Consider the following 22,652-nt stretch of genomic DNA (forward strand, 5'->3'; position numbering starts at 1 on the left):
TCATCATATCCTGATTTGACGATTTTAGACTATAATTAAAGTAGTGCGACTGTTTAAAAAGTAGACTTTTTAGTGACAGCAAGGTTTGCAAATTTCAAATTATAATCTAAAATTGACTGATGTTACAAAGAGAAGAACTGTTAAAAGGTATCGAAAATCGTGAATGTGTGGCGCGGGCGATCGACCAAGCGGAACAAGCAATTAAAACTTGGGAAGTTACTCTGACTGATTTTCTGTCGCCGCCGGAGTTGGCGGACACTATGACGGTATTTAAGCGCTTAACTGATGTGGAATTAGTGGCTTGGGGCGGCTACCCGCAAGCTGAAAGACAAAGAATTGCGATCGCGCGATCGGATATCCCGATCGACTCTGCGAGTGTCAGCATTGCTGCGGTAGAAATAGCTGGCAATTTCTTGTTCGACACAGCTTCTCACCGCGACTTTTTGGGGGCGATGTTGGGTACGGGAATTGTCCGCGAGAAAACGGGCGATATCATTGTGTTGGGCGAACGCGGCGCGCAAGCGATTGTCATGCCCGAAATGGTAGAGTATTTGGAGATGAGTTTGCAGCAAGTGCGATCGGTTCCGGTGAAAACTCGGCGCATTGAATTGAGCGAACTCAAAATTAGAGAACCGAAAAAGAAAGAAATGACAACCGTTGAAGCATCAATGAGATTGGATGCTGTCGCCTCGGCTGGATTCGCAATGTCTCGCAGCAAAATGGTTGAATTTATTGACAGAGGCGACGTGCGAGTTAATTGGAAAGATATCACCCAATCTAGTTATCACGTTAAATCTGGAGATTTAATCGCCGTTAGCGGTAAGGGAAGATTGGAAATTGGGGAAGTTATGGTAACAAAAAAAGAACGCTATCGAGTGCAGTTAACTCGATATTTGTAATTGACGAATCGAGAAACCGGTTTTTTTACAAGATTGAGGACGATAGCCAAGTATTGCGGAAAAAACCGGTTTCTGGCCACTTCGTTGAGTTGGAAGAAACCGGGTTTTTTACGAGATTTAGGGTGAGAATGAAGTGCGCGTGGTTTTGTGTTGGTTGAAAATTGACGAAAGGGCGATCGCGCTTCAACAGCCTTTTTGCAAGCAATGAGACAAGGTGGGGAAGAAGTGAGGATAGAAGTGCGATCGTATTTGAAGAAGTCGAAAAAAAGTTATAAAATAGAGTAGAGCTGTAGACAAAATTGATGCCAAAAAAAATTAGAGAGTTAAAGCTCAAATTGCGCGTAAAAATTTTGTTGATCTACCCAAGCGTGGCAAAGGTAGCCATGAGCGTTGGCGACATCCAAGGCTCAGAAAAACATTGACAATTCCCGGCCAAGATGGAGATGATGTGGCACTCTATCTAGAAAAGCAGTTAGCACAATTATTAACTGAACTCAATGAGTTAAGGGAGGGCGAGGATTTATGAGTCGATACAGTATGATGGTTCAATGGTCGGATGAAGATCGGCTTTTCTTAGTCACGATTCCAGAGTTTGGCGATCGCGTGGTTATGAATCGCTTCCTCACGGCAAAACTCGTGAGGAAGCGATTCATAACAGCGAAGAAGTGATAGAAATGTATTTGGAAGCTTGGGAAGCAGAAAGTGAATCTATCCCTGAACCTAGTACGCTTCAAATTGCTTGATTGGTAAGTAATTGGACACAATTAATTACACACTGATTTTTTGCTGATTCTTTACTAGACAAGGCTTGTAGCCCAGAGTTTTGTGTAATTAATTGTGTCTTACTACTTATTGTCAAACTCTTCTTGTGTGGTATGCGATTGCCTTCAAATCTACATCGTCACACTAAGCAGCCTGAGCATTCACGATTGAGTCACTCTCCAAAACATCCGGTGCTGTCAAAATGTTTTGAAGTTGCTGCACAACATGAGTTTCATTTTGGTATAACATAACTACGTGATCTCTTGCTCTTGTTATTGCTGTATAAAGTCCTGCTTTTTCTTGAAAATCTTTATCGGGATCTGATAATTCTTCCACTTGGTCAACGCCAGGAATAATAACGGCATCAAACTCAACTCCTTTCAGCGCGTTCCAAGAATCTACAATTACAAAAGGTCGGTTTACAACGTTATGATCTCGGTCTTGAGAACGCATTGGAGCGTGATGGGGAATATCCAATTGCCGCAGAGATTTACTAATTTCTAAATTAAAGTCTTTTGACTCTTGTGGATGCAATAAAACTCCAATTGAAGACTCTGGATGAGTGCTCAATGCCAGTTTAACCTGTTTAGCTATATTGTCGGGAGACATATCGCTTTTTAGAAGCATTGGGTTAATAGATGAACTGCGAGAAGACTTTTTGAGTGGTTCGACAATATGACCGATTTTACCACCAGCTTCTGACCGTTTAGCTATCTTCATATCAGCACTAGCTAAATAAGGATATATAAACTGCCAAGCTAATTCTATAATTTCTGGCGCGTTTCTATAGTTTAAATCAAATATTTGCGAACGACCCCTGACCTCAAATCCAAGCTTAGACCAACTCCAATCTTGCTTTCTTCGATGTTGCTGACCTTCGTACACTGACTGAGTATTGTCATAGACAAAAAACATAGAGTTTGTATCGGGACTTACAGCACCTAACATCGCCATAAACCATTCATCATAAAAATCTTGAGCTTCATCAATTAAAATGGCTTGATAACGATTTTTGGCGTTCTTTTGAACTAAATCAATAATTTGCCGTCGCATTTCAGGATTTTTATCCCACTCATAAGTATACCCTATGCGATAAGCCCAACTATGAAAAGTTCGACTCTCTACTTTTAAACTCAAGCCTTTTTCTTTTATTATTGAATCAATCCATCCATTCATAAAGCGATTGTAACACAATACCAAAATATCCTTATAACCCTCATCAATTAGTTTTGCCAGACGATTTCGCAATACTAATGACTTGCCAGAACCGGCAACGCCTCGCACTAAAGAATGACCTTTAAGCGAGAAGTTTTTGGCTTTATTCTGTTGTTCGTCTAAATCTTGGCAATTTAATCGCTGATTCAAAGATTGCTCGAAGTTAATCCACTGTTCCACGATGGTTCTCCTTATATTGTTTTTGTTGAGTGCTTTTTATTCAAATTAGCTTACCCACTCTGGATGACATTTACAGTGACAAAAAGTAATAAATAGTGACCAAAAGTAGCAACATCTTAAAAAACGTGCTAAAATCTACCCAGAGTAAGGTGAAAACACAGGCAAAATGCCACAATCCCTACCAGCACAACCTCAAATCTGATACTACTTTAAGAGGATTTAACCCATGACTGCCGAGGAAGCTCTCGCCATTGTCGAAACAGCCCTAGATGAAGACGAACAGTTAAACGACGTGCAAGAGCTAATCTTCAGACAATGTTGGGAAGGCAGACACTCTTATGATGAAATTGCTAATAGTTCCAAATATGATGATGAATATATTAAATCTGCTGGCGCTAAACTCTGGAAACTACTATCAGAAGCTTTTGACGAAAAGGTAAAAAAAAACAATCTTAAATCAGTTCTAAAACGATATTTGCGGCGACACCAAATAACTTTGCATCGCACTCAGGTAATAGGAGTTAACCTCAGTGGTGCTAACTTAAGCGGAGCCAGATTATTGCTCACAAACTTAAGCGAAGCAGATTTTTATCAGACTGATTTAAACAAATCAATTGTAACTGAGGATAATACAGCATCAGATGAAATTGTCAAGGCTGAAAACGATCATAACCAAGGAATTGAATCTCACCCAAAAGAACGGATTTATCACTGGAACGATTTGCGCTTTCGCTGCGAAGAAGAAGTAAAAATAGCCGAAGCGCTCGATCGCACTTCCGTCCTTTTCTTCCCCAACTCCAAAGCCCGCCTCACCACACCCGCAGGGCCGACAAAACCAAGAACCAGATTTTCTCATTTTCCACCAAGGCAAATGGGGAATTCTCGAAATATCGCATCCCGACACAGAAAAAGATGAAACGCGCGATCGCATCTTTGCATCCCACGGCATCTTCACCATCCACTATTGCGAGGCCCACAGGTGCAGTCAAGAACCCGATCGCGTTGTCCGAGAGTTTTTAGACATATTGAGTCAGGGATAGGGCGAGTGATTTTCCAATAAGGGCGATCGCATAGGGCCGAGAAACCGGGTTTTTTACGAAAATAGTTCGTTGTCACCAACAGATTAGGTGAAAAACCAGGTTTCTTTGTCGGAGTGCGTAAGTCCATAAGGGCGATCGAGTCTAATTCTGCAAAACGGGCGATCGCGATCGAGCCAAACTCATTCTCCAGCAGCCTCAGCCGACGCAGCGAATCTATCCGCTACAGCTTTAGCAATTAGCGCCACCTGACTCAGAGGCAAAAACTGAATTTTTTTGACAATATCGTTAATTTCTGGTTGCGAGACTGGATTGCCATCCAAAAAGCTGAGAAACTCTTCCAGAGTATAGCCTGCTCTCGCTGCGAGCTTACCCAAGTTTTCAGTATCGGGAACCGTATCGCCCCTTTCCCAAAGCTGAACAGCAGTCGCAGAAACGCCTAAAAGCTTACCAAACGCTCGTTGACTCATTGTTCCACGAGCAGTTTTGATGATTTCACTAAGTTTTTGTCTATTTTGGATGTTCACAAGTTAAAAGCTACTTGATCGTACCTACAAGTAAACTGGTCTATATCTACATCAACCATACTTCCCAGAAGACTCAGCCGCCGCCGCGAGTCTATCCATCACGGCTCTACCAATCACTGCCAACTCACTAATCGGCATACATTGAATTTTCTTCAGCAGCTCGTTGGTATTGACAGGTTCCGGCATTGGCTTACCTTCGAGATGAGCCATCAACTCTTCCATTGTAAAGCCCGCTTTTGCCGCAATCTGAGTCAAATTTTTCGTATCCGGGAGTACCTGGCCCTTTTCCCAATACTGAACAGCAGACCCAGAGACTCCCAATAGCCTACCAAAAGCGCTAAAACTCAGGTCGCCACGGGCTAGCTTAACAACTTCGCTCAGTTTTTTCCTAGCTTCTGCGTCCACGGTATCAACCACCAGATAACCACAATTCCTAGTTTACAGAACATCAACCATACTTCCCAGAAGCTACAGCCGCAGCAGCCAGTCGCTCCATACCAGCTCGAACAATCACTGCTAAGTCACTCAGTGGCATACATTGAATTTTCTTAAGCAGCTCGTTGGTATCCAGAGGTTCCTGCACCGGCTTGCCTTCGAGGTGAGCCATGAGCTCTTCCATCGTAAAGCCTGCTCTTGTCGCAATCTGAGTCAAATTTTTCGTATCTGGAAGTACCTGCCCCTTTTCCCAATACAAGACAGAAGCAGCAGAAACTCCCAACAGCTTGCCAAAAGCAGTCAGACTCATCGAGCCCCGCGCTAATTTAACAACCTCACTCAGTTTTTTCTTAGCTTCTGCGTCCACGGTATCAGCCACGAGATAACCACAATTCCTAGTTTACTTGTGTACCAACAAATTTACCTGTCTTGCTTGACAGGAGAAGATTTAACAGATATTATTTTAATTAGATTGAAAATCTTAATTTTAATGAAAACCGATTTAGGAGAAATAGCAATGACCAAGAGACGCACTCAAAAAACTCACAAGGCTAGCCGCACCCGTCAAAGCCTTACAGCCTCCGGTTGGCTCAAACCCCAGTGCTGGCAAATCTCCAAAATAGAAGCAGCCGAAGCCCTGAGAATGCCCGTCAACCGCATAGTCAAAGTTTACCCCAAACAACATCAAGTAATAGTCGTTTACCTGAACCAGAAAGGACAAAAATGCAGTTCCTTTTTCAGCTATAGACTGTTTGCCAGATGGGAACAAGAGACGATCGCCACAATTGCCAGTTGTAGAAACCAGCAAGCCCTCGCGCCTCTAGAAATCATTGTACAATACGACCTCGAACATTTCAAGTATCCCGTTCAAAGCGCCGATGCAATTTGGGACGCCCTGCTCCACCACATCCGCCGAGCCATCACAGAACAAAGGCTCAGCCTAGCTTGCGCCTAGTCCCTCATTAACCCCCACCTATATATCGTGGTTAATACTTGGGAAAATCGATTCCTGAGATGGATATTCCTTGCATCTTCTGTACATATCGTCCTTGAGCCGCCACACACTCTCCCATTTTTTGAGCCTGTATAGGTTGACTCCTGGGATCTGGTGACGTGCCTCTATACTCCCATACACCACCACGACCACTATTTATTACTTTTCCATTTTTTTCTAAGATTAACTCTTCTCCGGTAGCATCAATATAGAATTTCCCCTTTTGAAAAGACACGCTGCTAACTGTGATATCTTCCACTCCCTTGTAAGGATTTGCAGGGCCCTTGACAATCTTAATACAGATTATATTATTTTTATGTACAATTTCTCTCCGGGAATTATTGAACATGGTTCCTTGAGAGTAGTAAGTTCCTGTGGGTAGAATTGTAGAATATTGTTGATTACTTTCAGCAGATGACAAGGATGAAATTGATAGAAGAATAGAACTAGCAATTAGTGTTTCGAGTACCCTAAATTTCACTTCCTATTAAACTCCATTAAAAGTGTTTTTTTCGATTCAACACGATCACAGATTATCGAAAAAATCCTCTCTGGTTATCTCTGCTTGCCGAACAATAGTCCTGAGTGTCCCATCCTTTAATGCTCGACCCCCATGTATTGGTACGGGGAGACAAATTGTTCGTGTTATCATTTTTTTCAGGATAACATGGCTGCCGTTTTGCCTATCTTCGGTGAATCCCAAACGCTCTAAAGACCGCACCGCATCTCTGCCTGAAACATTTCTCAATCTATAACTAACTCCAGCAGCAGAGGAACTATCTATAACTATCTCTTGAGTATCTGATATCAAAGAATTGTTATCATCCATTATATTTTGCAAATAACGGATATACTCCTTAGATGAATTTAGTTTTCGGTCTAAGTCAGCATTTTCCTCTTCTAGCTCGTGATTTTCTTCTAAAGCTGAATTTAGTTCTCGATATAAGTCAGAATTTTCTTCTTCTAGCTTGTGATTTTCTTTTAAAGCATAAACTTCAAAATCCCTTGATCCTGCTTTGATCCGCTCTAATTCTGCCCTAGATCCTTCTAGTGCAGCATTGAGTTCATTAATATTAGGTATTGTTTCTAACGGTTGCTCTAGCTGACGAGATTGCTGTTGTATTAAATCTCGATCGCGCTTCAAATCAGCTATTGTCTGATTGAGCGCTTCACTCCGCTGCTTTGCTTCAGATTCTCGCTGAGACGTTTCTTGCCACTCTTGCCATAGTAATTGCAAGTCGTCTTCTAAAGTTTGAGCAGTTTCTTGCTGTTGCTGTTCTTTAAGAGCCAGTTCGCTTTCATAAGATGCAATTTGATTTTCCAGTTCTCTCTTATTTTGCTCCTGTTCTTGCCGATAAGATTCCAGTTCAGCAACAACTCTCTCTCGCTGGTCAGCTAATTCGATAGTTTGCTGGTTTTTCTCTTCTAATTGCAGCTTGATCTGCTGCTTTGCTTCAGATTCTCGTTGAGACGTTTCTTGCAACTTTTGCCGTAGTAATTGCAATTCTTCTAAAGTTTGAGCAGTTTCTTGCTGTTGCTGTTCTTTAAGAGCCAGTTCGCTTTCATAAGATGCAATTTGATTTTCCAGTTCTCTCTTATTTTGCTCCTGTTCTTGCCGATAAGATTCCAGTTCAGCAAGACCTCTCTCTCGCTGGTCAATTAATTCGATAGTTTGCTGGTTTTTCTCTTCTAATTCCAGCTTAATCTGTTGAATTTCCCGCTCTAATTGTTCCCGTTGTTGCTGTGCAAGGTGCTGCTCATTCCGTTTGGCAGATAAAACTACCTCAATAATTATCCACGCGCTCAAACCACTAACGAAAAATAAAGCGACTGTCAATGTGTAAAGAGTCCGGGAACCTGTTCTTTGAAAGGGATTTTTAATCCAATTATTATAATCTTCAATAAATGTCGGCGGTACTCCCCGGACATAGTACACACGACCGATTATTTCTCCTGAGTTAACTCTACCAGTAGGGATGGGTTTACTATCACGAGGTTTAGCATATTGCCGCTCTGCTTGCAGCGGAGGTGGATTTTGTAGTAAGTCGTATGGATGATTTGACAAAGTTGCTAATGAAATTTCCTTTGTCCACTGCTGAGAAGATTTTGATTGATAAAGAATTTGCTCGGATAGGCAATCTTTGGTAGATATTTTGCAATCAGTAACAATCAGCCCAAATAATCCATAGTTGCTGTCTAAAGTTCGCTGCAATTCTCCTATGTTTCCTTGTAATAAGGTATAGGATAGTTTTCCTGGCAGAGTATGAGATAACATATTGAAATCAACTGTTTGCACACGAAAGATTGTGCCATGCCAATAGCTGTTATAATGTCCCCAGTTTTTCCAAGTCCCCAGACTCAAAGAAAATGTCGCGATCAGGGTAAGTCGCCCCAAACTCTTAATCAGCGTAGTCGGGTCGATCCGGGGAAGTTTTTGCTTTATAATGTGCTTCATAAGGTCAACAGCCAAATGAATTTGAGTGAGAATATATCTAATATAACTTCAGCTACATATTATTTGCGCGTTGGCAACAAGAGGCGATCGCAGCCATAAAAACCAGCCGAAACCAGCAAGCCCTCGCGCCTCTAGAAAAAGTTGTACAATACGACCTCGAACATTTCAAGTATCCCGTTCAAAGCGCCGACGCAATTTGGGACGCCCTGCTCCACCACATCCGCCGAGCCATCACAGAACAAAGGCACACCCAAAAATGTGCCTAATTCCCCATCACTCCATCAATTAGTAGAAGCAGCCAACTCAGCCAAACGATCCTGCTGATCCTGAGAAATACAAGTCTGAATAATCGCCTCAATATCCCCTTCCAAAACACTATTGAGCGAGAAATTCTCCCCCAAACGGTGGTCGGTAGCCCGATTATCCTTATAGTTGTAAGTGCGAATCTTCTCCGATCGCGAACCAGTACCAACCTGAGCCAAACGCCGCGACTTCACCTCATCCTGCTGCTCCCGCAACTTAATGTCATAGAGCTTCGCGCGCAAAATCTGCATCGCCCGCTCCTTATTCTGCAACTGACTGCGCTCCTCAGTACAGAAAATCCGAATACCCGTCGGCTTGTGAAACAAATCCGCAGCAGTTTCCACCTTGTTCACGTTTTGGCCGCCAGCGCCGCCCGATCGAGCCGTGCTCATCTCAATATCCTTCGGATCAATGTGAATCTCCACATCATCCACCTCCGGCATCACCGCCACCGTCGCCGTCGAAGTGTGAACCCTGCCGCCCGCCTCAGTCACCGGCACTCGCTGCACCCGGTGCACCCCAGCCTCAAACTTCAGCTTGCTATAAACGCTATCGCCCGTAATTTCCAGAATCACCTCTTTAAAGCCGCCCATGTCCGCCAGCGACTCGCTCACCAATTTCACCTGCCAGCCTTCAGTTTGAGCGTAGCGCGAATACAGCCGCAGCAAATCTCCCGCCCAAATACTAGCCTCATCTCCGCCAGTACCCGCGCGAATTTCCAGCATAATATTCTTGTCATCGTTCGGATCGCGCGGAAGCAGCAACACCTTCAAACGACTTTCCAAATTTTCCAGATTCGACTCAAGTTCCTCAACTTCGAGTCCAGCCATTTCTTGCATTTCGCGATCGCCCGCAGCTTCCTTGAGCACCTGTCGCGCGCCCACCAAATCTTCCTGAGTCGTTTTCCACAGAGCAAAAGTATCTACCACTTCCTCCAAGGACGATCGAGCTTTGGCCACCCGTTGAAACTCATAATTGTCTCTAGCCACATCGGGGTCAGCCATGCGGCGAGTCAACTCATTAAAAGTTTGCTCTACCGACTTCAATTTATCCAGCAAATAAGATTCAGCCATTGTCAGTTGTCCTCCGTCAATCGATTTTAGATTTTAGATTTTAGATTTTAGATTTTAGATTTGAAGAGCAGTTGGAGTAGAATCGCGATCGAACTTAATTGGATTTAACTCAACCGCCTGCTACGGCAAGTCTTCTATCTAAAACCTCCAATCCGAGAGCGGTTCGATTTGAGATGTTTAAATTTAGATTTTTGATTTTAGAACTCAAGAGCAGTTTGGAGAGTATCTCGATCGAACTAAACTGCCCGCTACGGCAAGTCTTTTATCTAAAATCTCAAATCCTATAGCAGTCAGTTATTTGTAGAAAACACTACTCTTAACCGACTGCGGACAAATGACAATCCAGCTACTTCTTCTTTTTCCCTTTAGCAGCAGCCTTAGCAGCATCTGCTTTCGGGTCTTCCATTTTCAGAGGGCCAGAGGAAGCATCTGCCTGCGGCATTTCTACATCTGTCATGCCATATTTCCGCATAAAGCGTTCCACACGACCTTCAGTATCAATAATCTTCTGAGTGCCAGTATAAAAAGGATGATTCCCCGACCAAACATCAACTTGAAGCTTTGGTCTAGTCGAACCAACCGTCATCACGTGTTCCCCGTTGCAAAAAACCTGAGATTCGGGATACCACTCAGGGTGAATGCCATCTTTCGCCATTTTTTTTACTCTCTAATTTTTGACTTTACAACCATTTTAGCTGTCATCGGACTTACGTACCAACAACAGCAGGAATTTTCCGCAATCGTTGGCTGCGAAAGCGCGAATCAGGAATCAGAAATAGACCTTGAAAAAAAGAAGGATGGAATCTGGATAATTTTTCCTTCTTCCCTCTTCCTTCTTCCTTCTTTGCTCGATTACCGCTTCGAGTATTGAGGAGCCTTCCGAGCTTTCCGCAAACCGTACTTTTTCCGCTCTTTGGCCCGCGGGTCGCGAGTCAAATAGCCCTCAGTCTTCAGAGGCTTGCGGTTGTCCGGGTCTAACTGACAAAGCGCTCTAGCGACACCCAAGCGAATCGAGTCAGCTTGACCGGTCAAACCGCCACCTTCGACTTTTACCAAAATGTCGTATTCATTTTCCAGACCCAAAGTTTCCAGAGGAGCCTTAGCCAGTGCCAGATAGGTAGGGTTGAATTGCAGGTACAAATCCCCTTCTTTACCGTTGACAGTCAGTATGCCTGTACCGGGAACCAAACGTACCCGCGCTACTGAACGCTTGCGGCGGCCAGTACCCCAGTAAACGGCGCGGCCGGATGTATCTGTTGCTTGCATTACTCATTTCCTCCCGGAATCGTGTGAACAATTAATTCTTCTGGTTTTTGAGCTTCGTGCGGGTGGTTGGGGCCAGCGTACACCTTTAGCTTAGTAAACAGTTGTCGGCCCAGAGAAGTGTGAGGCAGCATTCCCCGGATAGCTTCTTCGACGATTCTTTCGGGTAAACGTGCTTGCAATTTGGCAAAAGTTTCTGTTTTCATGCCGCCCGGTCTGCCAGAGTGACGGCGGTAGATTTTCTGGGTGCGTTTTTTACCAGTAACAGCGATTTTGTCAGCATTGATGACAATTACGAAGTCGCCGGTATCCATTGAAGGAGTGTAAGTGGGTTTGTGTTTGCCCCGGAGGTATATGGCAACTTCTGTTGCCAGACGGCCCAGGCGCTGGTCGGCAGCATCGACCACGTACCACTTGTGCTCTAGGGAGTCTTGAGTAGGGACGTAAGTTTTGTTCATTGTTAGTTGTCAGTTGTTATTTGTTATTTGTTAGTTTTTCATTGTTAGTTGTCAGTTGTTATTTGTTATTTGTTAGTTGTTTCCAATAACTAATAACCAATAACTAATAACCAATAACTAATAACCAATAACTAATTTTGGCTGAGTATCGTACCAAACATCTGGGGGAAAGGGAAATTCTGAATACCCAACCCGCAGCAGGCATAAACCTCGAGCGGGAGCGGCGTATTTTACCATTTCTCGGCGTTCGTTGACCCAGATATCTGTGAAATTGTCGATCGCCCTTTCCCCGCGACCCACCTGCACCAGCAACCCCACCAGCAGCCGCATCATCCCGTACAGAAACCCGCTCGCTTGAACCTCGATATAGATAAGAGGCCCAGAACGATGACACTCTGCTGCTTGTACGTCCACCCAAGAATGGGGGCGGGCAGACCCCGCGCGGTGAAAAGCCGCCAAGTGATGCCGCCCGATTAGCGGTGTCAAAGCTGCCTGAATCAAAGATTCGTCCACAGGCGCGTGGTAGCAGTGCCAAGCATAAGGACGCACAAACAAATTAGGAATCGGGTCTGTATAAAGGGTGTAGCGATAGCGCCGCCAACTGGCTGAGAACCGAGCGTGCCAGGTAGGTTCCACCTTTGCCGAAGCTCGAATTAAAATATCTTTTGCCAGTCGAGAGTTGAGAACGCTTGCCCAGCGGTGAGCCGGAATTGGGCCGCAGGCGTCAAAATGGGCTACTTGAGCAGCGGCGTGAACTCCTGCGTCAGTTCTCCCGGCAGCGTGCAGCGTTACCGGACGTTGCAGGACAGTCGATATTGCTGTTTCAATTTCTTCTTGTACTGTACGCTGGTTCGGCTGTCGCTGCCAGCCGTGAAAGTTAGTGCCGATGTATTGGATCACTAAAGCAACGCGCTGTATCGATCGGGCATCTTCGATTGGGGATTTTGGATTGTCAGTCATAAATCAAAAATCTCCAACCCAAAATTTCATTAAACCAGTTCAACGATCGCCATTTCGGAATTGTCTCCTTGACGGGGGACAGTTCGCACTACGCGGGTGTAACCCCCGTTGCGCGAGCCGTACCGTTCTGCGGCGGCCTCAAACAAGGCGTGTACTAACTGTTTGTCGTAGATATAGCCCATAGCTTGGCGGCGAGCGGCCAAGGAGCCTTCTTTTGCCAGGGTAATCATTCTGTCCGCTTCTGGGCGCAGCGCTTTGGCGCGGGCGAGAGTGGTAGTGATTTTACCGTGACGGATTAATTCGGTGGTCAGCGAGCGCAACATGGCGCGGCGCTGGTCAGCCGGTTTGTTTAGTTGGGGGACGCGACAGCGGTGGCGCATGGTAATTGGTAATTGGTAATTGGTAATTGGGCGCGGGGATAGATAGTCTGCGAACTCCGGGGGGTGAATTCTGGGTTTTTAAGAACTCACCCACTTAAAATTCCGCACTTTTTTACCCGTTACCCGTTGATTAACTTTTAGCTGATTTTTCCTGCGGCAGGGTAATCCCCAAGCGTTTTTGTAAAGCTTCAATCACTTCTTCTGCGGACTTCTGCCCGAAGTTCTTGATCTCTAGCAAGTCTTCTTGGGTATAATCCAATAAGTCTGCGACTGAGTTGATCTGAGCCCGCTTGAGACAGTTGTAAGCCCGGACTGACAACTGCAATTCTTCGATCGGGATTTGGCTCGTAGGATCGGCCTCACCTGGATACTCTGGTTTGAGAGAATCGTGGGTGATGTCTTTGAGAGGGGCAAACAAATCTACCAGGATGTGTGCAGATTGACTCAGAGCTTCTTGAGGAGTCACGCTGCCATCAGTCCAGATTTCCATAATCAGCCGGTCTTTCTCGGCCGTGCCACCCAACCGAGCATCTTCAACGCTGTAGTTGACTCTGCGAATCGGCATAAAGATGGCGTCAATTTGGAGAAAATCCAAAGCCGACCCATCATCGCGACTGCGGTCTACTGCTCGATATCCGATGCCTTTTTCAATTCTGAATTCCATTTCCAGAACTGAACCGGGGGAGAGAGTCGCAATGTACTGCGATTTATCGATCAATTCCACCTCAGAAGGTAAATCGAATCGATCGGCAGTAACTGTGACTGGCCCCTCAATCCGCAACCTGCCGATTTGCGGCTGCTGGGAATGAGTTTTAAGAACCACCTCTTTCATGTTCAGGAGAATTTCCAGAACATCCTCCCGTACCCCTTCGATCGTGGCAAACTCGTGATTGACACCCGCGATGCGGACTGAAGTTACTGCCGTTCCTTCCAAATTTGACAGCAGCACTCGCCGAAGCGCATTCCCAACCGTTGTTCCCTGACCGCGATCTAGGGGTTCTAGGACAAATTTGCCGTACTGACTGCGGTCTTTGTCAGTGTTAGACTCTATACATTCAATTTGAAACTGCGCCACGGAGTGACCTCCCTTTTCCACTTTGGATTTTTGATTTTGGATTTTAGATTGCAGAGCATACCCCTGAACGGATTTCGGATTTTGGACGGACGGGGCAACAGTTGAAACCATTATTAGTTTTTGATTTTAAGCAGTTAACCATTATCCAAAATCTAAAATCTAAAATCTCAAATCGTTTTAGACTCTACGCCGCTTGGGAGGGCGACAGCCGTTGTGAGGAATCGGGGTAACATCTCTAATCAGGGTAATTTCCAGTCCCGCCCCTTGCAGAGCCCGAATTGCAGTTTCTCGACCTGCTCCGGGCCCGCTCACCATTACTTCTATTTGGCGCATTCCTTGGTCGTTGGCCCTGCGGGCTGCACTTTCTGCTGCTGTTTGAGCTGCAAAGGGAGTCCCTTTTTTCGCTCCTTTAAAGCCGCTGGAACCTGCTGATGCCCAGGATATTACTTCCCCGTTGAGGTCGGTAATAGTCACAATCGTATTGTTGAAGGTAGACTGGATGTAGCCTACCCCATTGGGTACATTCCGTTTCTGTTTTTTTGCACCAGATTTCTTGCCTGTTTGTTGTCGCGCCATATTAGTCTCTTTAACGTTTCTCTCAACTAATGTCCCGAAGCGCTAGGAGCCAGCAGCCCCCAGCGTAGTTTTTCCAAAAAGAAGTTACTTCTTGGAAGGTGCCTTTTTCTTGCCCGCCACTGTTCGGCGAACGCCGCGACGGGTTCTGGCGTTGGTACGGGTTCGTTGGCCCCGCACAGGCAGACCCAAACGGTGACGCCTACCACGGTAAGTCCCGATATCCATCAGGCGCTTGATGTTCATTGACTCCCAGCGCCGGAGGTCTCCTTCGATTTGGTAGGTGCTTTCTACATGAGCCCGCAGAAGTGTCACGTCGGCCTCTGTTAAATCCTTGACGCGAGTGTCGGGATTTACGCCTGTTGCAGCGATTATTTTTTGGGCCCGCGACAGGCCTATTCCGAAAATGTATGTCAGACCTATTTCGACGCGCTTATCGCGTGGAAGGTCTACCCCGGCAATCCGTGCCACACTTTTGTCTCCCTAATTTTCCTGTTTGGCTACAATGTTGAATGAGGCGGCACCTGCGTGCAGCGCCCAATCTTGCTGTTGTCTAACCTTGGCGCTGTTTGTGTTTTGGGTTAGTGCATATCACCATCACTCGACCGCGACGGCGGATGACGCGACATTTTTCACAAATCTTTTTGACAGATGCTCGAACTTTCATCTTTCTTCCTGCCTGGAGAACCCCGCTCTACCGGAACTCAGCCACGCTGGCCCGTAGAGCGGTGGGAGGAGAGGCTGGGCAAGGTGTAGGCCTCTCCTCGATTAAATTGTATAAAGTACGGGTTGTTTATTGAAGGAGCCCGCTTGCACCCACTCCCTTTGTTGGGGTCAAATTCGCTTGCACCCAAATTTGGGCGATCGATACTTTTACCGCGTAGCAGTCACTTAGCCCTCTACGCTGGTGGGTTGTTGACGCCCTTCTCGCCAACACTACAAACGTAGCATTATAGCATAAATTTGAAGCTTTTTACCAAGTTCTCTCTAATAAAACTTAAAATTAGTTTTTAGAAAGTTTTATCTAAGCCTATTTTTTCCGAAGGCGATATGTAATTCTGCCTTTGGTCAAGTCGTAGGGAGTTAATTCGACCTTGACGCGATCGCCGGGCAAAATCTTGATGTAGTTGCGACGAATCTTGCCGGAAATGTGAGCTAGCACGTTAAACCCATTATCTAGGTCAACGCGAAACATCGCATTGGGAAGAGATTCCGTCACTGTCCCTTCCATTTCAATTAAATCTTGCTTAGACAATTTGGTATTTACCTCAATTTTACATTTGATTAACTAGGAGTATCCCGGTATTGGCTTCAAAACCTATTTACCAACTAAGGATCTGCCGATTTTAGATTTTAGATGCTTCGACTTCGCAAGCGAACAAGTTTTAGATTTTAGATTGACTCCACAGAGGCATCAAATGAGCAGAAACTGCGGTCTAAAATCAGGGTTTGCGACGATGATTGTCGGTGGCTTGTATCCGTTTTGGGCGGGTCTAAGGCGAACGGGGCAATAATTCGGGCGACTCGATCGAATGCTTGACTCTAATTAACTTCTTGCTTCAGCTTTACTTGAGTAAAGTTGTGGCAAGTATAATCGAGTTCAATCCTGTTTCTAACAACCCTCACAAAACCCGATCGCACACAAAGCTCCTAGTTAACATATCTTAGCAAAATTTGGTGAGTAACAAGCTCTATTGAGAGGGTTCAAGAGTCGCCAGAGAGGGCTTGTTGCAGTTCAGCAGTGACTAATCCCATATCGCGATCGCCATCAACCGCAACTAACTGTTCGCGAGCGCTATAAAACTCAATCAAAGGCTCAGTTTGTTCGCGATAAACTTGCAACCGGCGGCGGATCGTCTCCTCATTGTCATCCTGGCGACCCCGCGACAATAGGCGAGTCACCAAAACATTATCAGGTACGTCCAAATTGACAGCTCTGATATCGCAGTCCTTACCAGACGTACTTCCCTCTACACCAACATCACAGAGCAGTTTGTCAAAAAACGCTGCCTGTGCCACAGTGCGGGGAAAGCCGTCGAGAATCCAGCCTGCACTTGCATCTGGTTGATTCATGCGTTCTTGGACGATATCCATCAATAACTGGTCGGGAACCAACTCACCAGCATCCATGTAGGCTTTCGCCTGTAGACCCAAGGCTGTTTTCGCCACCACGCAGGCGCGTAGAATGTCACCAGTAGAAATGTGCGGTATTTTCCAGAGAGCGGCTAATATTTGAGCCTGAGTTCCCTTACCTGCCCCTGGAGGCCCCATAAAAATCAGTTGCATTGCGATTACTTCACCATTCCTTCATATCTTTGGGAGATGACGTAAGTTTGAATTTGCTTAGCAGTTTCGATCGCGACACCCACTAGAATTAGCAGGGAAGTTGCACCAAAACCTCTAAAAGTTTGCACGCCGATCGCACTTTCTACAGCCGTTGGTACAATAGCCACCAGACCGAGAAATATCGCGCCCAAGAAAGTCAAACGGTTCAAAACCTTCTCCACATAATCGCTCGTTTTCTGACCCGGACGAATGCCAGGAATACTAGCGCCCATTTTCTTCAAGTTCTGAGACATATCTACAGGGTTGACAATCAACGAAGCGTAGAAATAGCTGAAGAACAGAATCAAAGTCAGATAAAACAGCGCGTAAGCCCAAGGCGCAGGCCCGTTAGGACTCAAAACATTAGCAACTTCAACCAAAAATGGGTTATTCAGAGACTGAGCGAGGAAAGAAGGCACAATCAACACCGAAGATGCAAAAATAATCGGCATCACTCCGCCTTGATTCAAGCGCAGGGGCAGATAGCTGCGACTCTCCCGATAAACCTTGCGTCCGACTTGGCGGCGGGCAGAAATAATCGGAATACGGCGAGTACCTTCCTGAACAAAAACAATCCCGACAATCGTCACCAAAAATACCAGCAGCAGAACCACTACGCGACCGACAATCGCGTTATCGCCACTTTGGGCCAACTCAAAAGTTTGTCCCAAAGAGCGCGGCAAAACCGACACAATGTTGATAAATATCAGCAACGACGCTCCGTTCCCGATGCCTCGTTCCGTCACCAATTCCGATATCCACATGACAAACATCGACCCAGCAGTCAGGGCCAAAGCAGTTTGTGCTATGAATAAGGGCGCTGGAGCTTGAGCAAAAGGGCTGACCCAAATCGCAATGCCAATGCTTTGCAGAATTGCCCAGCCCAAAGAAACGTAGCGAGTAATTTGAGATATCTTGCGCCGCCCCGCTTCTCCTTCATTTTTCTGCAAATCTTCTAAACTTGGCAGAGCCGCGGTTAGAAGTTGCACGATAATTGAAGCATTGATGTAGGGCAAAATCCCCAGCGCAAAAATCCCCAATGCTGACAGGCCGCCTCCTGAAAACAAGTCCAAAAAGCCAATTAAAGGGCTATTTTGGACGTTTTGGGCAAAGGCAGCTCGATCGATGCCGGGGACTGGCAAGTGGACACCCAGACGCACTAAAATCAATAAGCCAAGGGTTACGAGGATACGGCCCCGCAAACCTGCTGCTTGAGCCATCTGCATGAATGTCTCTTGTGCAGTTGGCGCTTTCTCTCTACTAACGTCCATAGTTACGATTTGGGATTTTAGATTTGGGATTTTCGACTAAATCATTTTCTGATAGCAAACTTGAGGATTTGAGATTTGGACTTCTTCTCAAACCTCAAATCTTCAGGCAATTAATTCGCAATTTCCGCCTGCGGCTTCAATTTTGGTGCGAGCACCTGCGGTAAAAGCCTTGGCGCGCACTTGCAGGGGCACATTTAGTTCGCCATCTCCTAAGATTTTCAGCGGGCCATTGTCAGCGGTGACAATTTTTGCTTGAAGCAAAGAGGTGAGAGTAACTTCTGTGTTTGCTGGCAGCGATGCTAATTTACTTACATTAATGGTAGTGTACTCTTTGCGGTTCACTAAAGGGAAGCTTTTGAGCTTGGGCAGGCGGCGGTAGAGAGGATTTTGGCCGCCTTCAAAACCCGGTCTAGTGCCGCTACCGGCTCTAGATTTTTGACCGCGCATCCCTTTACCGGAGCTCGCGCCTTGACCGGCAGAAATACCTCTGCCTAAGCGTCGCCGGCGCTTTTGGGAGCCTGCTTTGGGTCGGGCGTCTTGCAATCTCATAGTTTTAGTAATTGGTAATTGGTAATTGGTATTTAGAGAGCCGGCGCGCAGTAGTTTTGAGTGCGTGAGTTTTGAGTTGCGGATTTTTTTGATTCTCAACGCCAGCACTTAACACTCAAAACTGACAGTTTGCCATTCCCTATGCCCTAACCGTAGAGGTTTTCTACTGGGATTCCGCGTTCTTGAGCAACTTCGGACAAGGTGCGGAGGGTGGAGAGGGCGTTGACTGCAGCTCGGGCGTTGTTCAATGGGTTTCCAGAACCTAGCTGTTTGGCTAAGATGTTGCGGACTCCTGCTAGTTCGAGAACTGTTCGGACTGCTCCCCCTGCAATTACGCCTGTTCCGGCTGCGGCCGGACGCATCATGACTTTGGCTCCGCCGCCTGCACCGTTGATGGGGTGAGGGATGGAGTTTGCTTTGGTGAGGGGGACTTCAATGAGGTGTTTTTTGCCGTCAGCGACGCCTTTTTTCACTGCACCGATGACGTCGCTAGCTTTGCCGACTCCCACTCCAACTTGACCGCGTTCGTTGCCGATAATGACTATGGCGCGGAAGCTGAGTTTTTTACCGCCTTTGACTACTTTAGTAACGCGACGAATCTGAACAACTCTTTCTTGCCATTCGGATTCTTTTTCGCGTCCTTTGTTGTTGCTGCTGCTTTTTTTCTTGGTGCGCTGTTCTTTTTGTTCTGCCATAGTTTTGTCTTGGGGAATTGAGGATTAGTAACTGGTAGTCTGCAATGAGGAATTAACTATTAGGAATTAAGAATTTTATTGCTTCTTTCTTCCTTCTTCCTTCTTCATTCTTCCTTTTTCCTTCTTCCTAAAAGTCTAACCCGGCTTCGCGAGCTGCATCTGCGAGGGCTTTAACGCGACCGTGGTAGAGGTTGCCTCCGCGATCGAACACGACTTTGACTATGCCAGCGCTGGAACAGCGTTTGGCAATCAACTGACCGACTTTGGTGCTGGCGCTGCAGTTGTTGCCAGAACTGAGTTCGGCTTTCAATTCTGGATCTAGGGTTGACGCGGCTGCCAAAGTGTGCTGGGCTGTGTCGTCGATTACTTGGGCGTAGATGTGCTGGTCCGATCGAAATACCGCTAATCTGGGACGCTCGGCGGTGCCGAACACCTTGCGCCGCACGCGGCGGTGTCTGCGGTGGACTGATTCTTTGCGAGTAAGCTTCATGTTTACTTCTTACCTGTTTTGCCTGTTTTACCAGCTTTGCGCCGGATGACTTCGCCGCTGTAACGAATGCCTTTACCTTTGTAGACTTCAGGCGGACGCACAGCGCGGATGCGGGCTGCTGTGTTACCTACGAGTTCTTTGTCAATGCCGGAGACAATGACGTTGGTGTTGCCTTCAACTGCCATTGTGATGCCTTCTGGAGGGGGCATTTCAACTGGCTTGCTGTAACCGACGTTTAAAATCAGGTTCCGTCCTTGAACCTGTGCCCGATAACCTGTGCCGACAATTTCCAGACGGCGCTGAAAACCTTCTGATACACCTTCGACCATGTTGGCGACTAGGGTGCGGCACAAGCCGTGCAGTTGTCTGGCGACGCGAGATTCGTCTCGGCGGGTAACGAGTAAAGTCTCGCCTTCGAGTCCCATGAGGATTTCTGCTGGTATCACTCTGGAAAGTTCACCTTTTGGGCCTTTGACGGCTACTTTTTGGCCGTCTAGGGTGATGGTGACTTTAGTGGGAATGCTAATCGGACGCTTGCCAATTCGCGACATATTTTTTGTCCTTTGTTTTTAGTGATTAGTGCTTGATTGTTAGTCTTTAGTTATTAGTTTTGAGCGATCGATTCTGGAGTTTGTTGCCAATAATCGGCGACTAATGACCCGCAAGAAACGGGTACTGTGCCCCGATACTTTTGAGTTGATGCTCCCAAAATGTTAGATTTTTGTTGAAACTCTCAGATTCACTGCGCTGGAGCGTCAATCTAAAATCTAAAATCTAAAATCGACTGACTAATGACTACCAAACATAACAAAGCACTTCTCCGCCCAAACCTTGGCGTCGGGCTTCTCTATCGGTCATAATGCCGCTGGAGGTGGAGATAATGGCGATGCCAATTCCGCCTAATACTCGGGGCAATTCTTTACGGTTCGAGTAAACGCGAAGTCCTGGTTTGCTGACTCGCTTAAGTGCGGTGATAATGGGCTTGCGAGTTTTACCTTTGTACTTTAGAGAAAGCACTATAGTTCGCTTGACCCCTTCTGGTTCTGCTTCTTCAAATTCGCTGATAAAGCCTTCATTTTTGAGGACTTGGGCGATGCTACGGGTCATTTTTGTAGCTGGAATTTGTGTTGTCTGGTGGCGCGCCATGCAAGAATTGCGAATGCGCGTCAACATATCTGCTATGGTATCGTTAGCTGCCATCTTTTGCTTCTTACTCTAGTGCTTAGTTGTCCCGGAACGGCATTCCCATTTCTTTAAGCAAAGCGCGTCCTTCTTCGTCGGTTTTTGCTGTGGTGATAATTGAAATGTCCATGCCTCGAATTTGATCGATGCTGTCATATTCTATTTCTGGAAAGATGAGCTGTTCTCTCAGGCCCAAGCTGTAGTTGCCGCGACCATCGAAGCTTTTGGGGCTGATGCCGCGGAAGTCGCGGATGCGGGGTAGTGCGAGGTTGATCAGCCGATCGAGAAAATCATACATCCGATCGGCGCGTAGCGTCACCATCACGCCGACTGGTACTCCTTTGCGGATTTTGAAGCCTGCGATCGCTTTTTTCGCCCGCGTCACCACTGGTTTTTGTCCGGTGATGATGCCAATTTCGTTGATGGATGAATCTAGTGCCTTAGCATTTTGAGATGCTTCTCCCAAACCGCGGTTCACGGTGACTTTGACGAGTTTGGGAACCTGATGGATATTAGTATATTTAAACTGATCCATCAGTTTGGGAACGATTTTTCCTTGATAAAGAACTTTGAGTTTGTCCGGCATAGTTTTTGTGTTTCGTTAACTGTCCCTGGGCTTGGTCAGGGAATTGTTCTTTGTCAGTTGTTAGTTGTCAGTTGTCAGTTGTCTTTTAAGGACTAAGGACTAAGGACTAAGGACTGATGACTAATTATCGAGGATTTCTCCGGTTTTTTTGAGTTGTCGCAGTTTGCGGCCGTCTTCACTAAATGTATAGCAGACGCGGCTGGCGATTTTCTCTTTTTCGGAATAGTGCATGACATTTGAGCTGTGAATGGGAGCCTCAAAGGTGACTATTTTCCCGGATTCTCCCTCTTGCTGGGGCTTGACGTGCTTGGTTCGGATATTTACGCCTTTAACAATTACTTTGCTGACTTTGGGATATGTCTTGAGGATTTCTCCGACTTTTCCTTTTTCTTTGCCAGTAATTATTTGCACGGTGTCGCCTGCTTTGACGTGCATTCTGTAGCGCTGCGGTTCGCTAGTTGCTTTACCCTTTTTTCCGTACATTTTAAAGTACCTCCGGGGCTAAGGAAATGATTTTAGTAAAGTTTTTGTCGCGCAATTCGCGGGCGACGGGGCCGAAAACGCGAGTGCCTTTGGGGTTGCCTTCTGGATTGATGATGACGGCGGCGTTGTCGTCAAAACGAATGCTCATGCCGCTGTCGCGACGCAAGCCTTTGCGGGTTCTGACAATGACGGCTCTGACGACATCGGATTTTTTGACTGCCATATTGGGGATGGCGTCTTTGACGACGGCAATGATGACATCGCCGACTCCGCCGTAGCGACGGTTGCCGCCTCCCAATACGCGGATGCACATTAGTTTGCGGGCTCCGCTATTGTCGGCGACATTGAGGTATGTCTGGGGTTGAATCATGGTGATTGGGGAAAAGGTAGTTTGATGCTTGCTAACTGCTAACTGTGAATTGCTAATGGATGGTCGATCGAGCTCGATCGCCGATCGCGCTTTTGAGCAATCCAGAATTAAC

31 protein-coding genes and 1 pseudogene are annotated in these 22,652 nt (G+C 46.2%); 5 read left to right on the forward strand and 27 right to left on the reverse strand.

The features are described 5' to 3' along the window. The first annotated feature begins 119 nt into the window (after window positions 1-119). The 3 genes and pseudogenes from QUB13_RS18090 (at window position 120) to QUB13_RS18100 (ending at window position 1,642) form a co-directional block, all read left to right on the forward strand. On the forward strand, window positions 120-899 hold the full coding sequence (locus tag QUB13_RS18090) for a photosystem II S4 domain protein (protein WP_333383073.1): 780 nt from the start codon (window positions 120-122) through the stop codon (window positions 897-899). 418 nt (window positions 900-1,317) lie between these two features. Beyond that, window positions 1,318-1,425, forward strand: a complete 108-nt coding sequence (locus tag QUB13_RS18095; protein ID WP_333117054.1) for a hypothetical protein — start codon at window positions 1,318-1,320, stop codon at window positions 1,423-1,425. Next, window positions 1,422-1,642: pseudogene (locus tag QUB13_RS18100) on the forward strand (type II toxin-antitoxin system HicB family antitoxin). Before QUB13_RS18095 ends, QUB13_RS18100 begins: the two are co-directional and overlap by 4 nt. Window positions 1,643-1,805: 163 nt before the next feature. On the opposite strand, the gene QUB13_RS18105 reads toward QUB13_RS18100, so the two are convergent. Beyond that, window positions 1,806-3,056, reverse strand: a complete 1,251-nt coding sequence (locus QUB13_RS18105; protein ID WP_333383076.1) for a UvrD-helicase domain-containing protein — start codon at window positions 3,054-3,056, stop codon at window positions 1,806-1,808. 226 nt (window positions 3,057-3,282) lie between these two features. On the opposite strand from QUB13_RS18105, the gene QUB13_RS18110 reads away from it, so the two are divergent. Further along, complete coding sequence (locus tag QUB13_RS18110; protein ID WP_333383079.1) at window positions 3,283-3,972, forward strand: pentapeptide repeat-containing protein; 690 nt, start codon at window positions 3,283-3,285, stop codon at window positions 3,970-3,972. Window positions 3,973-4,275: 303 nt separating this feature from the next. Here QUB13_RS18110 and QUB13_RS18115 read toward each other — a convergent pair whose 3' ends face one another. From QUB13_RS18115 to QUB13_RS18125, 3 genes are all read right to left on the reverse strand, one after another. Beyond that, window positions 4,276-4,563, reverse strand: a complete 288-nt coding sequence (locus QUB13_RS18115) for a helix-turn-helix domain-containing protein (protein WP_333383082.1) — start codon at window positions 4,561-4,563, stop codon at window positions 4,276-4,278. A 108-nt stretch (window positions 4,564-4,671) separates the two neighbouring features. Further along, complete coding sequence (locus tag QUB13_RS18120) at window positions 4,672-5,037, reverse strand: helix-turn-helix domain-containing protein (RefSeq protein ID WP_333117047.1); 366 nt, start codon at window positions 5,035-5,037, stop codon at window positions 4,672-4,674. A gap of 31 nt (window positions 5,038-5,068) precedes the next feature. Continuing rightward, window positions 5,069-5,434 (reverse strand): helix-turn-helix domain-containing protein, encoded by a 366-nt coding sequence (locus QUB13_RS18125; protein ID WP_333117045.1) that lies wholly within the window; start codon window positions 5,432-5,434, stop codon window positions 5,069-5,071. Window positions 5,435-5,461: 27 nt separating this feature from the next. Between QUB13_RS18125 and QUB13_RS18130 the strand changes: the two genes are divergently transcribed. Beyond that, entirely contained in the window at window positions 5,462-6,010 is a 549-nt protein-coding gene (locus tag QUB13_RS18130) for a hypothetical protein (RefSeq protein WP_333383085.1), read from the forward strand. A 31-nt stretch (window positions 6,011-6,041) separates the two neighbouring features. Here QUB13_RS18130 and QUB13_RS18135 read toward each other — a convergent pair whose 3' ends face one another. The 23 genes from QUB13_RS18135 to rplN all read right to left on the reverse strand — a co-directional run bounded on the left by QUB13_RS18135 (window position 6,042) and on the right by rplN (window position 22,540). After that, a complete protein-coding gene (locus QUB13_RS18135; protein ID WP_333383088.1) occupies window positions 6,042-6,470 on the reverse strand; it encodes a hypothetical protein in 429 nt (142 codons plus the stop codon). A gap of 105 nt (window positions 6,471-6,575) precedes the next feature. Continuing rightward, entirely contained in the window at window positions 6,576-8,504 is a 1,929-nt protein-coding gene (locus tag QUB13_RS18140; protein ID WP_333383092.1) for a type II toxin-antitoxin system HicA family toxin, read from the reverse strand. A gap of 281 nt (window positions 8,505-8,785) precedes the next feature. Further along, complete coding sequence (prfA, locus tag QUB13_RS18145) at window positions 8,786-9,880, reverse strand: peptide chain release factor 1 (RefSeq protein ID WP_333383094.1); 1,095 nt, start codon at window positions 9,878-9,880, stop codon at window positions 8,786-8,788. 346 nt (window positions 9,881-10,226) lie between these two features. Next, window positions 10,227-10,535, reverse strand: a complete 309-nt coding sequence (gene rpmE, locus QUB13_RS18150; protein ID WP_194010363.1) for a 50S ribosomal protein L31 — start codon at window positions 10,533-10,535, stop codon at window positions 10,227-10,229. A 197-nt stretch (window positions 10,536-10,732) separates the two neighbouring features. Beyond that, window positions 10,733-11,146, reverse strand: coding sequence for a 30S ribosomal protein S9 (gene rpsI / locus QUB13_RS18155; protein ID WP_006634975.1), 414 nt, complete (start codon window positions 11,144-11,146; stop codon window positions 10,733-10,735). Beyond that, window positions 11,146-11,601 (reverse strand): 50S ribosomal protein L13, encoded by a 456-nt coding sequence (rplM, locus tag QUB13_RS18160; protein WP_194010362.1) that lies wholly within the window; start codon window positions 11,599-11,601, stop codon window positions 11,146-11,148. The genes rpsI and rplM overlap by 1 nt, the downstream gene beginning before the upstream one ends. 117 nt (window positions 11,602-11,718) lie before the next feature. Next, complete coding sequence (gene truA, locus QUB13_RS18165; protein ID WP_194067222.1) at window positions 11,719-12,561, reverse strand: tRNA pseudouridine(38-40) synthase TruA; 843 nt, start codon at window positions 12,559-12,561, stop codon at window positions 11,719-11,721. A 29-nt stretch (window positions 12,562-12,590) separates the two neighbouring features. Continuing rightward, window positions 12,591-12,941: a 50S ribosomal protein L17 gene (rplQ, locus tag QUB13_RS18170; protein WP_194010371.1), complete on the reverse strand. Its 351-nt coding sequence runs from the start codon at window positions 12,939-12,941 to the stop codon at window positions 12,591-12,593. 130 nt (window positions 12,942-13,071) lie between these two features. Further along, a complete protein-coding gene (locus QUB13_RS18175; RefSeq protein ID WP_333092058.1) occupies window positions 13,072-14,016 on the reverse strand; it encodes a DNA-directed RNA polymerase subunit alpha in 945 nt (314 codons plus the stop codon). A gap of 177 nt (window positions 14,017-14,193) precedes the next feature. Beyond that, window positions 14,194-14,592 (reverse strand): 30S ribosomal protein S11, encoded by a 399-nt coding sequence (rpsK, locus tag QUB13_RS18180; RefSeq protein WP_006634980.1) that lies wholly within the window; start codon window positions 14,590-14,592, stop codon window positions 14,194-14,196. Between the two features lie 84 nt (window positions 14,593-14,676). Beyond that, window positions 14,677-15,060, reverse strand: coding sequence for a 30S ribosomal protein S13 (gene rpsM, locus QUB13_RS18185; RefSeq protein WP_106333882.1), 384 nt, complete (start codon window positions 15,058-15,060; stop codon window positions 14,677-14,679). Window positions 15,061-15,142: 82 nt separating this feature from the next. Next, a complete protein-coding gene (gene rpmJ / locus QUB13_RS18190) occupies window positions 15,143-15,256 on the reverse strand; it encodes a 50S ribosomal protein L36 (RefSeq protein WP_015178722.1) in 114 nt (37 codons plus the stop codon). A 363-nt stretch (window positions 15,257-15,619) separates the two neighbouring features. After that, window positions 15,620-15,844, reverse strand: a complete 225-nt coding sequence (infA, locus tag QUB13_RS18195) for a translation initiation factor IF-1 (protein WP_006276978.1) — start codon at window positions 15,842-15,844, stop codon at window positions 15,620-15,622. A gap of 449 nt (window positions 15,845-16,293) precedes the next feature. Next, complete coding sequence (locus tag QUB13_RS18200; RefSeq protein WP_194010359.1) at window positions 16,294-16,875, reverse strand: adenylate kinase; 582 nt, start codon at window positions 16,873-16,875, stop codon at window positions 16,294-16,296. Window positions 16,876-16,880: 5 nt separating this feature from the next. After that, window positions 16,881-18,185, reverse strand: a complete 1,305-nt coding sequence (gene secY, locus QUB13_RS18205) for a preprotein translocase subunit SecY (RefSeq protein ID WP_333092061.1) — start codon at window positions 18,183-18,185, stop codon at window positions 16,881-16,883. A 102-nt stretch (window positions 18,186-18,287) separates the two neighbouring features. Beyond that, the gene (gene rplO / locus QUB13_RS18210; RefSeq protein WP_333092062.1) at window positions 18,288-18,734 is read right to left on the reverse strand and encodes a 50S ribosomal protein L15; all 447 of its coding nucleotides are present in this window, start codon (window positions 18,732-18,734) and stop codon (window positions 18,288-18,290) included. 146 nt (window positions 18,735-18,880) lie between these two features. Beyond that, entirely contained in the window at window positions 18,881-19,429 is a 549-nt protein-coding gene (gene rpsE / locus QUB13_RS18215) for a 30S ribosomal protein S5 (protein WP_333092064.1), read from the reverse strand. Window positions 19,430-19,556: 127 nt separating this feature from the next. Further along, window positions 19,557-19,919: a 50S ribosomal protein L18 gene (rplR, locus tag QUB13_RS18220; RefSeq protein WP_333092066.1), complete on the reverse strand. Its 363-nt coding sequence runs from the start codon at window positions 19,917-19,919 to the stop codon at window positions 19,557-19,559. 2 nt (window positions 19,920-19,921) lie between these two features. Then, complete coding sequence (rplF, locus tag QUB13_RS18225) at window positions 19,922-20,470, reverse strand: 50S ribosomal protein L6 (RefSeq protein ID WP_194010354.1); 549 nt, start codon at window positions 20,468-20,470, stop codon at window positions 19,922-19,924. Window positions 20,471-20,714: 244 nt separating this feature from the next. Continuing rightward, window positions 20,715-21,119: a 30S ribosomal protein S8 gene (gene rpsH / locus QUB13_RS18230; protein ID WP_194010353.1), complete on the reverse strand. Its 405-nt coding sequence runs from the start codon at window positions 21,117-21,119 to the stop codon at window positions 20,715-20,717. A 22-nt stretch (window positions 21,120-21,141) separates the two neighbouring features. Then, window positions 21,142-21,687 (reverse strand): 50S ribosomal protein L5, encoded by a 546-nt coding sequence (gene rplE / locus QUB13_RS18235; protein ID WP_194010352.1) that lies wholly within the window; start codon window positions 21,685-21,687, stop codon window positions 21,142-21,144. 120 nt (window positions 21,688-21,807) lie between these two features. Continuing rightward, window positions 21,808-22,170, reverse strand: coding sequence for a 50S ribosomal protein L24 (gene rplX, locus QUB13_RS18240; RefSeq protein ID WP_228041975.1), 363 nt, complete (start codon window positions 22,168-22,170; stop codon window positions 21,808-21,810). A gap of 1 nt (window position 22,171) precedes the next feature. Further along, window positions 22,172-22,540 carry a 50S ribosomal protein L14 gene (gene rplN, locus QUB13_RS18245; RefSeq protein ID WP_194010351.1) on the reverse strand — a complete coding sequence of 123 codons (369 nt, stop codon included), beginning with the start codon at window positions 22,538-22,540 and terminating at the stop codon, window positions 22,172-22,174. Between the last annotated feature and the right edge of the window lie 112 nt (window positions 22,541-22,652).

This window comes from Microcoleus sp. B4-D4 (assembly GCF_036705185.1).
In the GTDB taxonomy this organism is placed as follows: domain Bacteria; phylum Cyanobacteriota; class Cyanobacteriia; order Cyanobacteriales; family Microcoleaceae; genus Microcoleus.

Coding starts and splice junctions, on each gene's coding strand:
- rplM (WP_194010362.1), bottom strand. CDS start 11,601: ATGAACAAAACTTACGTCCCTACTCAAGACTCCCTAGAGCACAAGTGG.
- QUB13_RS18140 (WP_333383092.1), bottom strand. CDS start 8,504: ATGAAGCACATTATAAAGCAAAAACTTCCCCGGATCGACCCGACTACG.
- secY (WP_333092061.1), bottom strand. CDS start 18,185: ATGGACGTTAGTAGAGAGAAAGCGCCAACTGCACAAGAGACATTCATG.
- QUB13_RS18115 (WP_333383082.1), bottom strand. CDS start 4,563: ATGAGTCAACGAGCGTTTGGTAAGCTTTTAGGCGTTTCTGCGACTGCT.
- rplE (WP_194010352.1), bottom strand. CDS start 21,687: ATGCCGGACAAACTCAAAGTTCTTTATCAAGGAAAAATCGTTCCCAAA.
- rplN (WP_194010351.1), bottom strand. CDS start 22,540: ATGATTCAACCCCAGACATACCTCAATGTCGCCGACAATAGCGGAGCC.
- truA (WP_194067222.1), bottom strand. CDS start 12,561: ATGACTGACAATCCAAAATCCCCAATCGAAGATGCCCGATCGATACAG.
- rpsH (WP_194010353.1), bottom strand. CDS start 21,119: ATGGCAGCTAACGATACCATAGCAGATATGTTGACGCGCATTCGCAAT.
- rpmJ (WP_015178722.1), bottom strand. CDS start 15,256: ATGAAAGTTCGAGCATCTGTCAAAAAGATTTGTGAAAAATGTCGCGTC.
- rplO (WP_333092062.1), bottom strand. CDS start 18,734: ATGAGATTGCAAGACGCCCGACCCAAAGCAGGCTCCCAAAAGCGCCGG.
- rplQ (WP_194010371.1), bottom strand. CDS start 12,941: ATGCGCCACCGCTGTCGCGTCCCCCAACTAAACAAACCGGCTGACCAG.
- rpsE (WP_333092064.1), bottom strand. CDS start 19,429: ATGGCAGAACAAAAAGAACAGCGCACCAAGAAAAAAAGCAGCAGCAAC.
- QUB13_RS18110 (WP_333383079.1), top strand. CDS start 3,283: ATGACTGCCGAGGAAGCTCTCGCCATTGTCGAAACAGCCCTAGATGAA.
- prfA (WP_333383094.1), bottom strand. CDS start 9,880: ATGGCTGAATCTTATTTGCTGGATAAATTGAAGTCGGTAGAGCAAACT.
- rpsI (WP_006634975.1), bottom strand. CDS start 11,146: ATGCAAGCAACAGATACATCCGGCCGCGCCGTTTACTGGGGTACTGGC.
- QUB13_RS18200 (WP_194010359.1), bottom strand. CDS start 16,875: ATGCAACTGATTTTTATGGGGCCTCCAGGGGCAGGTAAGGGAACTCAG.
- rpsK (WP_006634980.1), bottom strand. CDS start 14,592: ATGGCGCGACAACAAACAGGCAAGAAATCTGGTGCAAAAAAACAGAAA.
- rpmE (WP_194010363.1), bottom strand. CDS start 10,535: ATGGCGAAAGATGGCATTCACCCTGAGTGGTATCCCGAATCTCAGGTT.
- rplR (WP_333092066.1), bottom strand. CDS start 19,919: ATGAAGCTTACTCGCAAAGAATCAGTCCACCGCAGACACCGCCGCGTG.
- rplX (WP_228041975.1), bottom strand. CDS start 22,170: ATGTACGGAAAAAAGGGTAAAGCAACTAGCGAACCGCAGCGCTACAGA.
- QUB13_RS18090 (WP_333383073.1), top strand. CDS start 120: ATGTTACAAAGAGAAGAACTGTTAAAAGGTATCGAAAATCGTGAATGT.
- rplF (WP_194010354.1), bottom strand. CDS start 20,470: ATGTCGCGAATTGGCAAGCGTCCGATTAGCATTCCCACTAAAGTCACC.